The organism is Lacinutrix iliipiscaria (genome assembly GCF_042686125.1).
GTDB lineage: Bacteria > Bacteroidota > Bacteroidia > Flavobacteriales > Flavobacteriaceae > Oceanihabitans > Oceanihabitans iliipiscarium.
The window spans coordinates 222,431-238,635 of the sequence record NZ_JBHUOV010000001.1 but is presented as its reverse complement, the minus strand read 5'-3'; the positions used below and the strand labels follow the sequence as shown (position 1 = coordinate 238,635).

General features: G+C 33.9%; 12 protein-coding genes and 1 tRNA gene. 11 read left to right on the top strand and 2 right to left on the bottom strand.

The genetic code is table 11. The features are described 5' to 3' along the window. The first annotated feature begins 132 nt into the window (after positions 1–132). Positions 133–205 (top strand) — tRNA-Gln (locus ACFS5M_RS01065). 50 nt (positions 206–255) lie between these two features. Here the strand turns inward: ACFS5M_RS01065 and ACFS5M_RS01060 are convergent. Next, positions 256–1,089: a universal stress protein gene (locus tag ACFS5M_RS01060; protein WP_183484569.1), complete on the bottom strand. Its 834-nt coding sequence runs from the start codon at positions 1,087–1,089 to the stop codon at positions 256–258. A 164-nt stretch (positions 1,090–1,253) separates the two neighbouring features. Between ACFS5M_RS01060 and rimP the strand changes: the two genes are divergently transcribed. From rimP to infB, 3 genes are read left to right on the top strand one after another with little or no spacing between them, the layout of a single operon-like run. Next, positions 1,254–1,715, top strand: a complete 462-nt coding sequence (gene rimP / locus ACFS5M_RS01055; protein ID WP_183484567.1) for a ribosome assembly cofactor RimP — start codon at positions 1,254–1,256, stop codon at positions 1,713–1,715. Between the two features lie 11 nt (positions 1,716–1,726). After that, the gene (gene nusA / locus ACFS5M_RS01050; RefSeq protein ID WP_183484565.1) at positions 1,727–2,959 is read left to right on the top strand and encodes a transcription termination factor NusA; all 1,233 of its coding nucleotides are present in this window, start codon (positions 1,727–1,729) and stop codon (positions 2,957–2,959) included. A gap of 30 nt (positions 2,960–2,989) precedes the next feature. Then, on the top strand, positions 2,990–5,695 hold the full coding sequence (gene infB, locus ACFS5M_RS01045) for a translation initiation factor IF-2 (protein WP_183484562.1): 2,706 nt from the start codon (positions 2,990–2,992) through the stop codon (positions 5,693–5,695). 66 nt (positions 5,696–5,761) lie between these two features. Here the strand turns inward: infB and ACFS5M_RS01040 are convergent, their stop codons facing one another. After that, positions 5,762–6,163 carry an SPOR domain-containing protein gene (locus ACFS5M_RS01040; protein WP_183484559.1) on the bottom strand — a complete coding sequence of 134 codons (402 nt, stop codon included), beginning with the start codon at positions 6,161–6,163 and terminating at the stop codon, positions 5,762–5,764. A gap of 213 nt (positions 6,164–6,376) precedes the next feature. On the opposite strand from ACFS5M_RS01040, the gene ACFS5M_RS01035 reads away from it, so the two are divergent. From ACFS5M_RS01035 to ACFS5M_RS01005, 7 genes are read left to right on the top strand one after another with little or no spacing between them, the layout of a single operon-like run. Beyond that, on the top strand, positions 6,377–7,672 hold the full coding sequence (locus ACFS5M_RS01035) for a c-type cytochrome (protein WP_183487181.1): 1,296 nt from the start codon (positions 6,377–6,379) through the stop codon (positions 7,670–7,672). A 32-nt stretch (positions 7,673–7,704) separates the two neighbouring features. Beyond that, positions 7,705–10,812: a TAT-variant-translocated molybdopterin oxidoreductase gene (locus ACFS5M_RS01030; protein ID WP_183484556.1), complete on the top strand. Its 3,108-nt coding sequence runs from the start codon at positions 7,705–7,707 to the stop codon at positions 10,810–10,812. Between the two features lie 33 nt (positions 10,813–10,845). After that, positions 10,846–12,582: an NrfD/PsrC family molybdoenzyme membrane anchor subunit gene (gene nrfD / locus ACFS5M_RS01025; RefSeq protein WP_183484553.1), complete on the top strand. Its 1,737-nt coding sequence runs from the start codon at positions 10,846–10,848 to the stop codon at positions 12,580–12,582. Positions 12,583–12,591: 9 nt separating this feature from the next. Then, complete coding sequence (locus tag ACFS5M_RS01020) at positions 12,592–13,128, top strand: DUF3341 domain-containing protein (RefSeq protein ID WP_183484550.1); 537 nt, start codon at positions 12,592–12,594, stop codon at positions 13,126–13,128. A 1-nt stretch (position 13,129) separates the two neighbouring features. Beyond that, positions 13,130–13,687: a c-type cytochrome gene (locus ACFS5M_RS01015; RefSeq protein ID WP_183484547.1), complete on the top strand. Its 558-nt coding sequence runs from the start codon at positions 13,130–13,132 to the stop codon at positions 13,685–13,687. 25 nt (positions 13,688–13,712) lie between these two features. Then, positions 13,713–15,086 carry a quinol:cytochrome C oxidoreductase gene (locus ACFS5M_RS01010; protein ID WP_183484545.1) on the top strand — a complete coding sequence of 458 codons (1,374 nt, stop codon included), beginning with the start codon at positions 13,713–13,715 and terminating at the stop codon, positions 15,084–15,086. Between the two features lie 29 nt (positions 15,087–15,115). Beyond that, positions 15,116–16,183, top strand: a complete 1,068-nt coding sequence (locus tag ACFS5M_RS01005; RefSeq protein ID WP_183484542.1) for a cytochrome c oxidase subunit II — start codon at positions 15,116–15,118, stop codon at positions 16,181–16,183. Positions 16,184–16,205 lie beyond the last annotated feature (22 nt).

Sequence of the window (16,205 nt, the reverse complement as noted above, 5' to 3'; positions counted from 1 at the left end):
CGGCGAATTTAATAATAAATATGAAACCATTAGGGTTTTTAAGGAAACGTTAAGTTTTAAAAATTATTTTCTTCTAAAAATGTTTGTGCAAATAAAACTTTGTGTTAAATTTGCACTCTCATTTTGAGATAATGGCCCATGGTGTAACTGGCAACACGTTGGTTTTTGGTACCAAAGAGTCTAGGTTCGAGCCCTAGTGGGCCAACAAAAAAGTCTTCCTAAAAGGAAGACTTTTTTTATTTATTGAATTTAGTTTTAAATTTTGAATGTAATAACAGGTCTTTTAGCATGATTTACTAAATCTTCACTAATGCTTCCATTAAAAAAATGTGATATGCCTTGTCTGCCATGTGTGCTTATGCCAATTAAATCGGCATCAATGCTATGCGAAAAGTTTAAAATGCCTTTTTCTACAGACTCGTCATTAAAAATATTAATGTTGTAATTACTGTAATCAAACCCTTTAATAAACGCTAAAATTCTTTCATTAGCTTTTGCTGTTGTCGTAAAATTACTAGCCGTGTTTACAAAAAGTAAATGAATTTTTGAGTTGAAAATTTTCGCTAAATCTAAAGCTTGTCTATAAGTTTCTTTGTTGTCATTCTTAAAGTCTGATGCAAACACAAAGTCATTAACTTTAAAATTTGAGTGTTTATTTTTTATTACAAGAACAGGAATGTCTGAAGTCCGCACTACTTTTTCTGTATTAGAGCCAATAAACATCTCTTTAAAGCCACTAGCACCATGTGAACCCATTACAATAAGGTCGATATCATGTTCTTTACAAGTGTCTTTTATACCTTCAAAAGTTTGATGAAAACTCACAGTTTCATGAACAGTAATATCCTTTAAATAATAAGCTTTTAATAAGTCTTCAAATTTGTTGTGTGCGATTTGCATAAAAGCCATAGCTTCTGGGAGTTCTGCGCCTCCAGGACCTCCTCCAACTTCTTGAATTTGATTCAATGGTAATTCAAGCATATGTAATAAGTAAATTTCACCATTGTGGATTTTTGCGAGTTGAGCTGCTATTTCTAAAGCGTATTCAGCTTGTTTAGAAAAGTCTGTTGGTACGAGTATTTTTTTCATTTTATTTAAAGAATTTATGTTTAGAGGAATTGCTCATTAAATTTAAGAAAATAAAATGACATTTTCACAGTATTGTAAATCAATTTAAAAGTTGTATATTTGCAGCGTTGTAAGAAAAAAGAATAAATGAGGGGACGAAAAGTCCCCTCTTTTTATACCAAAAAATGTTTAAGAACACAGTAAAAGATTTATTGGAAAAGGGTCTGGAAGAGCGTAAAAACTTATTTCTTGTAGATTTTTCAATGACTCCAGATAATACAATAAAAATTATTATTGATGGAGATCAAGGTGTTACTGTTGAAGACTGCATATTTATTAGTAGAGCTGTAGAGCATAACTTAGATAGAGAAGAACAAGATTTTTCGCTTGAAGTTGCCTCTGCAGGAGCAACCTCACCTTTGATTCATAAAAGGCAATATGCTAAAAATATAGGAAGAACATTAGAGGTGAAAACCAAAAGTGATCATATTGAAGGCACGCTTATTCAAGCTTCTGAAAATGAGATTACTTTACAGTGGAAAAGTAGAGAACCAAAACCTGTAGGAAAAGGAAAGGTAACGGTTCAAAAACAGGCAGAAATAGCCTATGAGAATATTGTAGAAGCAAAAGTTATGATTAAATTTTAATTTAAAGAGTTATGGAAAATCTTGCGTTAATTGATTCATTTTCAGAATTTAAAGATGATAAATTAATAGATCGTGTAACGTTAATGGCAATTTTAGAAGACGTTTTTAGAAATGCATTGAAAAAAAAGTTTGGAGATGATGATAATTTTGATATCATTATAAATCCAGATAAAGGAGATTTAGAAATTTGGAGAAACAGAATTGTTGTTGCCGATGGTGAAGTAGAAGAACCAAATCAAGAAATTTCGCTAAGCGAAGCACGAAAAATTGAACCAGATTTTGAAGTTGGTGAAGATGTGTCTGAAGAAGTGAAGTTAATAGATTTAGGTCGTCGTTCTATTTTAGCGTTACGCCAAAATTTAATTTCTAAAATTCATGAGCATGACAATACAAACATTTATAAGCAATTTAAAGATTTAGTAGGCGAAATATATACTGCTGAAGTACATCATATTCGTCATAGAGCTGTAATATTACTTGATGATGAAGGTAACGAAATTATTTTGCCAAAAGACAAACAAATCCCTTCTGATTTTTTCAGAAAGGGAGATAATGTTAAAGGGATTATTGAAAGTGTAGAACTTAAAGGAAATAAACCAGCAATTTTAATGTCTAGAACTGCTCCAGCATTTTTAGAAAAACTGTTTGAACAAGAAATTCCTGAAGTTTTTGATGGTTTAATTACGATAAAAAATGTGGTAAGAATTCCAGGTGAAAAAGCAAAAGTAGCTGTAGATTCTTATGACGACAGAATAGATCCTGTAGGTGCCTGTGTTGGAATGAAAGGATCTCGTATTCATGGTATTGTTCGTGAATTAGGAAATGAAAATATTGATGTAATTAACTATACAAATAATTTACAATTGTATATTACTAGAGCATTAAGTCCTGCTCGTGTAACATCTATTAAAATTGATGAAGAGAATAAAAGAGCTGAAGCCATCTTAAAACCAGAAGAGGTAAGTAAAGCCATAGGGCGAGGAGGACATAATATTCGCTTGGCTGGGCAATTAACAGGTTATGAAATAGATGTGTTTAGAGAAGGAGCTGAAGAAGATGTTGAATTAAGAGAATTCTCTGATGAAATAGATGGATGGATTATTGATGAATTTAGCAAAGCTGGTTTAGATACAGCAAAAAGTGTTTTAGAACAAGATTTAGTAGATCTAGTGAAAAGAACAGATTTAGAAGAAGAAACAATTAACGAAGTTCTAAGAATTCTTAAAGCAGAATTTGAAGACTAATATATTTTTAGGTTATATTACAAGCAATTTATGGCTGAAACAAGATTAAATAAAGTATTACGTGAGCTTAACATCTCTATAGATCGTGCAGTAGATTTTTTAGAATCTAAAGGCATTGAAATAGAGAAGCGTCCTACTACAAAAATTTCAGAAGAAGTTTACCAAGTGCTTTCCGATGAATTTCAAACAGATGCTACAAAAAAGATGGCATCTCAAGAAGTTAGTGAAGCAAAGCTTAAAGAAAAAGAAGCGCTAAGAATTCAACGTGAAAAAGAGCTAGAGGAAAAGCAAAAAATTGAAGCTAAGAAGGAGGAGGCTAAGCAAGAAGAAATTGTTAAAGCCAAATCGACTTTAACTGGGCCAAAACAAGTTGGTAAAATTGAACTAAAGCCAAAAACTAAAAAAGCAGAAGCCGAAGCAAAACCTAAAACCGAAAAAGTTAAGCAAGAAAAACCGGTTAAAGAAGATGCTGCTCCAGAACAAAAAACGGATAAAAAAGTTAAAGCTGAAAAACCTGAAAAGCCTAAAAAAGAAGACAAAAAACCTGAGGTAGAAGAGCCAATTAAAGATGAAAAAGTAACGACTAAATATCAAAAGCTTTCTGGACCAAAAATTTCAGGAGATAAAATTGATTTAAGTCAGTTTAATAAACCTAAAAAGAAAAAAGAAGACACTAAAAAAGACGATAAGTCTGCGGATAATAAACGTAAACGTCGTCGAATTTCTAAACCAGGCGATAATAAACCAGGTGGTGGAAATAGAGGTGGAAACGACAGATTTAAAGGAAAGAAACCTGGGCAAGGAAGACGTAACATCGTAAAAGAAGAGCCTAGCGAAGAGGATGTTAAAAAACAAGTTCGCGAAACCTTAGAAAAACTTCAAGGAAAATCTAATAAAGGAAAAGGCGCTAAATATAGAAGAGAAAAAAGAGATCAGCATAGAGAACAAACTGAAATTGATCAGCAAATTGAAGCCGCAGAAAGTAAAATTCTAAAAGTAACAGAATTTGTAACGGCTAGTGAAGTTGCAACTATGATGGAAGTAGGTGTAACAGAAATAATCTCAGCATGTATGTCTCTTGGTATGATGGTTACAATGAACCAACGTTTAGATGCCGAAACTCTTTCTATTGTTGCTGAAGAATTTGGATATAATGTAGAGTTCATAACTGCAGATATTGAAGAATCATTTGAAGAAGTTGAGGATAAACCAGAAGATCTTAAAGAACGCGCACCTATTGTAACAGTAATGGGGCATGTCGATCATGGTAAAACATCGCTTTTAGATTACATTCGTAAAGAAAATGTCATTGCTGGAGAGTCAGGTGGAATTACACAGCATATTGGTGCCTATGGTGTTACACTTGAGAGCGGACAAAAAATAGCGTTCCTTGATACACCAGGTCACGAGGCCTTTACAGCCATGCGTGCTCGTGGAGCTCAAGTCACAGATATAGCAATTATTGTTGCAGCTGCAGATGATGATATTATGCCTCAAACAAAAGAAGCTATATCTCATGCACAAGCAGCAGGAGTTCCTATTGTTTTCGCTATAAATAAAATTGATAAGCCTGATGCTAATCCTGAAAAGATTAAAGAAGGCCTAGCTCAAATGAATTTATTAGTTGAAGATTGGGGAGGAAAAATTCAATCTCATGATATTTCAGCTAAAATGGGAACAGGTGTTAAAGAATTACTTGAAAAAGTATTGCTTGAAGCAGAACTTTTAGAGTTAAAAGCTAACCCAAATAAAGCGGCTCAAGGTACTGTCGTTGAAGCATTCTTAGACAAAGGTCGTGGGTATGTGTCTACGATATTAGTACAAGCCGGAACATTGCGTGTTGGCGACTATATCTTAGCAGGAAAGAATAGTGGTAAAGTAAAAGCCATGCACGATGAACGTGGTAAAGAAATCATAGAAGCTGGGCCATCAACCCCAGTATCTGTTTTAGGATTAGATGGTGCACCGCAAGCTGGCGATAAGTTTAATGTCTTTGAAGATGAACGTGAAGCTAAGCAAATAGCCACAAAACGTACTCAGTTACAGCGTGAACAATCTGTGCGTACTCAACGTCATATTACATTAGATGAAATTGGACGTCGTATTGCGCTTGGTGATTTCCAAGAATTAAATATCATATTAAAAGGAGATGTTGATGGTTCAGTTGAAGCCTTAACAGATTCTTTCCAAAAATTATCTACGGAAGAAATACAAGTCAATATAATACATAAAGGAGTTGGTCCAATTACTGAAAGTGATGTGCTATTAGCTTCAGCATCTGATGCCATTATTATCGGATTTAATGTGCGCCCTATGGGTAATGCACGTCAAATTGCAGATAAAGAAGAAATTGATATCAGAATGTATTCTATTATCTATGATGCAATTAATGACCTTAAAGATGCTATGGAAGGTATGTTGTCTCCAGAGCTTAAAGAAGAAATTACAGGTACTGCAGAAATTAGAGAAATCTTTAAAGTTTCTAAAATAGGAAGTATTGCAGGATGTATGGTAACTAATGGAAAAATATTCAGAAATTCTGGCGTACGCTTAATTCGTGATGGTGTTGTAATATACACTGGTGAATTAGCTTCTTTAAAACGTTTTAAAGATGATGCAAAAGAAGTCTCTAAAGGGTATGATTGTGGAATGCAAATTAAAAACTATAACGACATTAAAGAAGGTGATGTTATTGAAGCGTTCCAAGAAGTTGAAGTCAAAAAGAAACTTAAATAGTTTTATATATTTACAAAAAAAAGCAACCTACAAGGTTGCTTTTTTTTTTTGAACAAACTTTAAAAGTTAATTTTCTTTTTCCTTTTTAGGTTTAAAAATAAACGCGTTTGGGAATGTCTTTTTTATTTTTAAAAGCGCTCTATCTGCCTCTAAACGAGACCTAAAACTACCAACCCAAACTTTGTAATTTGGTGTTTCATAAACCATTTTACTTGACCATTCACGATAAGAACTATCAAAATCTGATTTAGACTTTTCGGCGCTTATACGACGACCAGAATAAATTTGTATTTTATATCGATCACTAGAATCTTCATTCGAGTTAATCTCTTTTTTTAACTTTAATAATTCCGTAATTTTTTGATCTTGATTAACTGTAATTTCACCTTGTTGCGCATAGCAAATACTTGTAAACACTGATAAAATCATTACTATAATACTTGCTACTTTTATTTTTATAAGTTTCATTTTAAACAATATTTAATGCAAATGTAAATGTTATAAACTGAATTGTTACACGATTTATTATTTAGAATTTCTCTAAATTAGCAATTAACACTTCTGTAACATTTCTAAAATCGACTTTTAATATTACTTTTGTTCGAGATTTTATAACTGTATTTTTTCTTTTAGTAAATGAAAAAACCATACCAAAGTTTAGAAGTTAACTCAACCAATAATATGAAACAGGTGATTCACCGTAAATTAAGCAATACTATTCTTCGTTTAAGCTTGATTTTTTTATTAGCGTTTTCTACCTCACTTTCTGCTCAAGAAGGTGATCCAGTAAATGGAAAGTCTTTATTTAATACCAATTGTGCTTCTTGTCATAAGTTAGACAAGAAAATGACTGGTCCAGCGTTGCGTAATGTAGAACAACGACTAGCTGATGATGAAGGTCTTGATCGTGCATGGATAGCTGCATGGATTCGTAATAGTGATGGCGTTAAAGCAACTGGAGATGCTTATGCAAAGAAAATTAGTGATGAGTATGGAGGTACTCCAATGACGGCTTATCCAGGATTTTCAGACCAAGACATAAGCGATATTTTAGCCTATACTGCTGAAGAACCACCAGCAGCACCAGTTGGAACCGTTGATCAAGTTGGACAAACTCCAGCATCAGGTAGTGGCGATGGTGTTTCAAATAAATTAATACTAGGAGCATTAGCAGTGCTATTTGCATTGTTAGCTTTTGCATTAATTTTAGTTAATAAAACACTACGTCGATTTGCAGAAGCTAAAGGCGTTGATATTGCTACAGAAGATAAAAGTATTCCTTTATGGAAAGCTTTTGCTAAAAATCAATTTTTAGTATTGGTCACTGCAATATTCTTTTTGCTAGCAAGTGCTTACTATGTGTTTGGTTACTTATCTCAAATAGGTGTTGATCAAGGATATCAGCCAGTACAACCAATTCATTTTTCACATAAAATTCACGCTGGAGATAATAATATTGATTGTAAATATTGTCACTCATCTGCTAGAGTCAGTAAGACTTCAGGGATTCCTTCACTTAATGTATGTATGAATTGTCATAAATCTATTTATGAGTATAATGGAGAAACAACTTCAGAGCATACTAAAGAGTTTTATGATGGCGAAATTCAAAAATTATATACAGCCGCAGGTTGGAGCGATGCTGATCAAAAATATACTGGTGAAACACAACCCGTTAAATGGGTAAGAATACACAACTTACCAGATTTTGCGTATTTTAATCACTCTCAACACGTCACAGTTGCAGGTATAGAATGTCAGACTTGTCATGGTCCTGTTGAAGAAATGGAAATCATGTATCAGCATGCACCTTTAACAATGGGATGGTGTATAAACTGTCACAGAGAAACAAACGTTAAAGTAAAAGACAACGCATACTATACTAAAATTCACGAAGAATTATCTAAAAAATATGGTGTAGAAGAATTAACGGCTGCACAAATGGGTGGATTAGAATGTGGTAAATGTCATTACTAATAAATTAATAAGAAGTAATTCAATTATATAATATGTCATCAAACAAGAAATACTGGAAAAGTGTTGAGGAGCTAAACGAGAATAGCTCTATTGTTGAGACGCTAAAACAAAACGAATTTGTTGAAGAAATTCCTACTGATGAGTTTTTAGGAGATAAAACGACTTTAGAGTCGTCTTCGACAACACGTCGTGATTTCTTAAAATATGTTGGTTTTAGTACAGCTGCAGCATCACTTGCTGCCTGTGAAGGACCAGTTATTAAATCAATTCCTTATGTTGTTCAGCCAGAAGAAATTATTCCAGGCGTAGCAAACTACTATGCAACTACAATTGCAAATGGTTTTGATTTTGCAAGTGTTTTAGTTAAAACTCGCGAAGGTCGTCCTATTAAAATCGAGAACAATAACATGGCCACTTCAAATGGAGGAGCTAATGCTAGAGTTAATGCTTCGGTTTTAGGACTATACGATAGTTTAAGAGTTCAAGGACCAATGAAAGGCAATAATCCTATATCATGGTCTGAACTTGACAATACAATGATGCAGAAGTTAAATGCTGTTAAGGATTCTAATAAAGATATTGTTTTATTAACACAAACTTTTGCTAGTCCTTCAACTTCTAAGTTAATTTCAGAGTTTAAAGAAAAGTATGGTAATGTACGTCATGTTGTTTACGATGCTGTTTCTGAATCTGCAGCTTTAGATGCATATCAAGCCAAATACGGAGAGCGTGCATTAGCTAATTATGATTTTTCTAAAGCCATGACTATAGTTTCTGTAGGTGCTGACTTCTTAGGAGATTGGCAAGGTGGCGGATTTGATTCTGGATATGCTAAAAATAGAGTTCCAGATCATGGTAAAATGTCACGTCACATTCAGTTTGAGTCTAATATGTCTTTGACTGGAGCTAATGCAGATAAGCGTGTATCTTTAACACCAAGTCAGCAAAAAACAGCTTTAGCAAAACTATATTCTTATGTTGTTGGAGGCTCGGTATCTGGAGATTTGCCAGAAAGTATCGATCAAGCAGTGCGACAAGCTGCTTCACAACTTAAAAAGGCAGGAAGTAATGGTGTCGTGGTTACAGGGCTTCAAGATGTAAACGCTCAAACCGTTGTCTTTGAAATCAATGAAGCTATAGGTTCTAAAGCTTTTGATACAACTTCGCCAATAAAAACAAGACAAGGAAATAATAAAGCTGTAAACACTTTAGTTGCTGATATGAAAGCAGGTAAAGTTGGTGCTTTAATTATGAGTGGTGTTAATCCATTATATACTTTACCAAATGCTTCAGATTTTGCTGAAGGATTAAACAATGCTGATTTAGTTTCGGTGTGCTTCTCAATGAAAGTAGACGAAACAGCATCAGCTTCAACTTATATTGCTGCAGCACCTCATTACTTAGAATCTTGGGGAGATGTGGAAATGAAAAAAGGACAATTTGCATTAATGCAACCAACGATTCGTCCTTTATTTGATACTAAACAATTTCAAGAAGCTTTATTGAAGTGGACAGGAAACGATATGTCTTTTTCAGATTATATTAAAGACACTTGGAATTCTAATATCTTAAACGGAAGCTCATTCAATCAAGCTTTACATGATGGTGTATTTGTTAGTACTGCTTCTGCGATAGAAGAAGTTGCTTCTGAAGTTTCAGAAACAGAAGAAGTCTCTGAAATGCCTTCTGGCAATGCAGCAAGAACACTTGCCGCTTCAGTACAACCATCTGAATTAGAGTTAACATTATATACTAAAGTTGGAATGGGAGATGGTCAGCAGGCCAACAATCCTTGGTTACAAGAGTTTCCAGATCCTATTACAAGAACAACTTGGGACAACTATTTAACTATGTCTGCTAAAGATGCTAAAAAGTATGGCGTTACGAATTGGCATGAGGCAACAGGTGGTTTAAACTCAAGTCTAGTCGAGCTTACTGTTAATGGTGTTGCTGTAACACTTCCTGTTATTATTCAACCAGGTCAAGCAGTTGGGACTTTAGGTCTGTCATTTGGTTTTGGTCGTAAAAACGGACTGAAAGAAGAAATGCAGACAGGCTACAATGCTTACCCTTTTTATAAAAACTTTGATCCAGTTCAAAATAATGTATCGATAAAATCGGTTTCAGGTGAACACGAGTTTGCTTGTGTACAACTACACAATACATTAATGGGTCGTGGCGATATTATCAAAGAAACAACTCTTGAAATATTTAATACTAAAGATAAAAAACATTGGAATGCTGTTCCTGTAGTATCTTATAACCATGAAGAAATTCCGGTAACATCTAAAAATGCAGATCTTTGGGATGAGTTTGATCGTTCTATTGGACATCATTTTAATTTGTCTATAGACTTAAATGCCTGTACTGGATGTGGTGCATGTGTGATTGCATGTCATGCTGAAAATAATGTGCCAGTTGTTGGTAAAGAAGAAATTAGACGTAGTCGCGATATGCACTGGTTGCGTATAGATAGATACTATTCTTCTGAAGAATCATTTGCTGGAGATAACGAAAAGAAAGATAATATTTCTGGATTAAGCAGTTCGTTAAGTGAGTTTGGAGAAATGGAAAGTGCCTCAGAGAATCCTCAAGTGGCTTTTCAACCAGTAATGTGTCAGCATTGTAACCACGCACCTTGTGAAACTGTTTGTCCTGTGGCAGCAACATCTCATGGTCGTCAAGGTCAAAATCATATGGCTTATAACCGTTGCGTAGGAACACGTTATTGTGCAAATAACTGTCCGTATAAAGTACGTCGTTTTAACTGGTTCTTATATAACGGAAACGATGAGTTTGATTATCATATGAATGACGATTTAGGTCGTATGGTATTAAACCCAGATGTTGTCGTGCGTTCTCGTGGTGTAATGGAAAAATGTTCTATGTGTATTCAAAAAACACAAAAAACAATTTTAGATGCTAAACGTGACGGACGTGAAATTAAAGATGGTGAATTCCAAACAGCTTGTTCTTCTGCATGTAGCAGTGGTGCAATGACATTTGGAGATATCAATGATAAAGATTCTAAAGTTGCAAAACTTTTAAAAGATAATCGTATGTATCACTTATTAGAAAGTGTAGGTACTAAGCCTAATGTGCAGTATCAAACTAAAGTGAGAAATACAACCGAAGCATAAATAGATTAATAAGAAATAATTATAAAAAGGATTATGGCGTCTCATTACGAAGCACCTATTAGAAGACCTTTAGTTACAGGCGAAAAATCATATCACGATGTTACAGTTGATGTGGCAAGACCTATTGAAGGTAAAGCAAATAAATCTTGGTGGATAGTTTTTTCTATCGCTCTAGCCGCTTTTCTTTGGGGAATAGGATGTATTATTTACACTATTTCTACAGGAATTGGAACTTGGGGTTTGAATAAAACTGTTGGTTGGGCTTGGGATATTACTAACTTCGTTTGGTGGGTTGGTATTGGTCACGCAGGAACATTAATTTCTGCAGTACTTTTATTATTCCGTCAAAAATGGAGAATGGCAATTAACCGTTCTGCTGAAGCTATGACAATCTTCTCAGTAGTACAAGCAGGTTTATTTCCAATCATTCACATGGGAAGGCCTTGGTTAGGGTATTGGGTACTACCTATCCCAAATCAATTTGGATCTTTATGGGTTAACTTTAACTCACCACTACTTTGGGATGTATTTGCAATCTCAACATACCTTTCTGTGTCATTAGTTTTCTGGTGGACGGGATTATTACCAGATTTCGCTATGATTAGAGATCGTGCTGTAAAACCTTTCCAAAAGAAAATATATTCATTATTAAGTTTTGGGTGGTCTGGTAGAGCTAAAGATTGGCAACGTTTTGAAGAAGTATCTTTAGTACTTGCTGGTTTAGCAACACCTTTAGTACTTTCTGTACATACCATAGTATCATTTGATTTCGCAACATCTGTTATTCCAGGTTGGCATACTACAATTTTTCCACCTTACTTTGTTGCTGGAGCTGTTTTCTCTGGATTCGCTATGGTAAATACACTTCTTATTATTATGAGAAAAGTGTGTAATCTAGAAGATTATATTACTGTACAACATATTGAATTAATGAACATTGTAATTATGATTACAGGTTCTATTGTTGGTGTGGCTTATATTACTGAGCTATTTATCGCTTGGTATTCTGGTGTAGAATATGAACAGTATGCTTTCTTAAATAGGGCAACTGGACCTTATTGGTGGGCTTATTGGGCCATGATGACCTGTAATGTATTCTCTCCACAATTTATGTGGTTCAAGAAATTAAGAACAAGCATAATGTTCTCATTCATTATTTCTATAGTTGTAAATATAGGAATGTGGTTTGAACGTTTTGTAATTATTGTAACGTCTTTACACAGAGATTATTTACCATCTTCATGGACAATGTTCTCACCAACATTTGTAGACATAGGTATTTTTATTGGTACTATAGGATTCTTTTTTGTACTCTTCTTATTGTACTCAAGAACATTCCCAGTTATTGCACAAGCTGAAGTGAAAACAATTTTAAAATCTTCAGGCGAACGCTATAAGAAAATTAGAGAAAGAGGAGATAGTTTAGTTGGTACTGGAGCAGATTCTAGAACATCTGGAAATGTTACAACTCTACCAAAACCGAATAAAGCTGAAACACCTTCTGTTGATAATTCAGAAAGAGTAAGTAACTTATTAGGCACTATTGGAGCTTTCGATCCTAACACACAAACACCTGATGATCTTAAAAAGATAAGTGGCGTTGGACCTAAAATGGAGGAGGTTTTAAATAGCATTGGTATTTATTCATTCCTTCAAGTAAGTAAGATGACTAAAAGAGAATATGACTTGTTAGATTCTATTACAGAATCATTCCCAGGAAGAGCAGAACGTGATGACTGGGCGGGACAGGCTAAAAAATTAATAAACTAAAAGTAGCATATGGAAACTTCAAAAGTAATTCACGCTATTTACACAGATGATGATGTATTAATGAACGCTGTTAAAACAGTAAAAGCAGAAAAACATCACATTGAAGAAATATACACCCCTTTTCCAGTTCACGGACTAGACAAGGCTATGGGATTAGCGCCAACTAGAATTGCAATTACATCATTTATGTATGGATGTGTTGGATTAACAGTAGCTATTATCATGATGAATTTTATCATGATTGAAGATTGGCCACAAAATATAGGTGGTAAACCTAGTTTTAGTTATATCGAAAACATGCCAGCATTTGTGCCTATCATGTTCGAGCTAACGGTATTCTTTGCAGCACATTTAATGGTAATTACGTTTTATTTACGTAGTAGAATGTGGCCTTTTAAAAATGCTGAAAATCCTGATCCTAGAACAACAGATGATCACTTTTTAATGGAGATAGCTGTCCATGGAAATGAAAAAGAACTAACCAACTTGTTAAACGAAACGGGTGCAGTAGAAGTTAATATTATTGATAAAGAAGATGAACATTAATATGAAGCGCTTAATAAAAATATTTGTATTAGTCCTTATTGTAAGTTCAATGGTATCTTGCAAGAAAGATTCTAGACCTAACTATCAATTCATGCCTAATATGTATGAACCTGTTGGTTATGAAACCTATCAAGACTCTAAGGCTTTTAAAAACGGAATGGAAGCGCAATTGCCTGCTGAAGGTACAATCGCTAGAGGATATACACCTTTTGATATTGCTAATACTACTGAAGGTTTTGAACTAGCTAAAGCAAGTTTAATGAACCCATTAGATTCTACCCAAGTAGATTTCATTAGAGGAAAAGAATTATACGATATTTATTGCGGTATTTGCCATGGTAATAAAGGTGATGGACAAGGAAACTTAGTGAAAAGAGAAAAAATACTTGGTATCCCAAGTTATGATGATGTAGGAAGAGCAATCACCGCAGGTAGTATTTATCATACTATTTATTACGGTAAGAATGCAATGGGTTCTTATGCAAACCAATTAAATGAAGAAGAACGTTGGCAAGTTGTGGCTTACGTATTAGAGTTGAAAGCTGATTTAGAAAAATAAGATTAGATAAAGTTTATATATAGATATGTACACATTCTCAAATAAATTAAAGACATTTTCTATCGCTCTTATAATCCTTGGGTTATTAGGTGTTGGTTATAGTTTTATGAATTCTCATAAATCTTTTGAAGACGTTGAAACAATGTTAGCTGAAGAAGCACATCATGGAGGAGGTCACGGCGAAGATACTGCACACGTAGCAGATACAGCTCATGATACACATGCCTCTGAAGACGCTCATGCTAATGATACTCATGCAACTGATACAGGTGCTCATGCAGATGAACACACAAAACATGTAGAACATGTACAACACCAAATCGCTAATAGACCTTGGGCCGCTTTATATGTAGCAGCATTTTTCTTTATGATGATTGCTTTAGGTGCTTTAGCATTCTATGCCATTCAATGGGCTTCTCAATCTGGATGGTCTCCTGTATTATTTAGAGTCATGGAAGGAATTACAGCATATTTGCTTCCAGGCGCTTTAATTGTACTTGGTATAGCTGCTGCTTCTCATTTCTTAGGACATAATAATATTTTTGTTTGGATGGATCCAGAAGTAGTCGCTCATGATAAATTAATTCAAGGAAAATCTGGATGGTTAAATGTTTGGGGATTTATAATTAGAGGATTAATTTATATTGGTGGTTGGGTTTTATACAGGCAATTTGCTCGTAAGTTCTCAATAGCACAAGATAATGCAGATGACAATAGAAATTTTAAAAAGACCTTCAGAATCTCTGCAGCATTTCTAGTATTCTTTATTTATACAGAATCTATGATGTCTTGGGATTGGATTATGAGTGTTGATCCACACTGGTTTTCAACATTATTTGGGTGGTATGTTTTCGCAGGAATGGCAGTATGTGGAATTACTGTAATTGCATTCATCTCATTATACTTAAAATCAAGAGGATATTTAGAATTAGTTAACGATAGCCATTTACACGATTTAGCTAAATTCATGTTTGGATTTAGTATTTTCTGGGCTTATTTATGGTTCTCTCAATTCATGTTAATCTGGTATGCAGATATTCCTGAAGAAGTAACTTATTTTGTAACACGAATTAATGATTACAAATTACCATTCTTTGGAATGATAGTACTTAATCTAGTATTCCCATTCTTAATATTAATGAATAGTGATTATAAACGTATTCCTTGGTTTGTAGTTATGGCTGGTATTGTAATTTTAGTAGGACATTACGTAGATGTATTCAACATGATTATGCCAGCAACTGTAGGAGATCGATGGTTTATTGGAATTCCTGAAATCAGCTCCATATTATTGTTCGCAGGACTATTCATATTTGTAGTATTTACAGCTTTAACAAAAGCTCCGTTACTTGCAAAACGTAATCCTTTTGTGAAAGAAAGTGAAAATTTCCATTATTAATAAAATATAAATAAAGACGAAAGACAACAATGACTGCTTTATTAACAATTTTAGTTTTAGTATTTATAGCAATTGCCATTTGGCAAATGGTTAAGATATTTGATTTAGCACAAGCTGGTAACTCAAATAGCCAAGTTGCAACAGATAAAGACAATACCTTAAATGGTTACTTAATGATGGGCTTTTTAGCGTTCATTTATATCATTACTATTTGGAGTATGGTTGAGTTAGGAGATTTACCATTAATGTCTAATTCTGCATCAGCTCATGGTCCTCAAGTAGATAATTTAATGATTATCTCAATGGTACTTATTTTTATAGTACAAACCATTACTCAATTTTTATTGCACTATTTCGCTTATAAATATAAAGGCGAAAAGGGTAAGCAAGCCCTATTCTTTGCCGATAATAACACGCTAGAGTTTATCTGGACAATCATACCAGTTATTGTATTAGCAGGTTTAATTATCTATGGTTTGTTTACTTGGTCTGCAATTATGAATGTAAATGAAGATGACGATCCTTTAATCGTTGAACTTTATGCTCAACAGTTTAACTGGAAAGCTAGATATGGAGGAGCAGATAATACATTGGGTAAAGCTAATGTTCGTTTAATTGATATCAATCGTGCCAATATTTTAGGGGTTGACGAATCTGACCCTAATGCACAAGATGATGTTATCACTACAGAATTACATTTGCCTGTTGGACGTCCTGTATTATTTAAAATGCGATCTCAAGATGTATTACATTCAGCATATATGCCTCACTTTAGAGCACAAATGAACTGTGTTCCAGGTATGATTACTCAATTTGGTTTTACACCAACTGTTACTACAGCCGATATGCGCCAGAATCCAGATATGATTGATAAAGTAGCAAACATTAATAAAATTAGAGCAGGAAAAAGCGAAAAGTTAATAGCAAAAGGAGAAGAAGCTCTAGAACGTTATGAATTTGATTATTTATTACTTTGTAATAAGATTTGTGGAAAATCACATTACAATATGCAAATGAAAATCATTGTTGAAACTCAAGAAGAATATGACGCTTGGATGAAAGAACAAAAATCTTTCAAAAACTCACTAATTAACTAAATTTAATAAGACAAAAGAATAT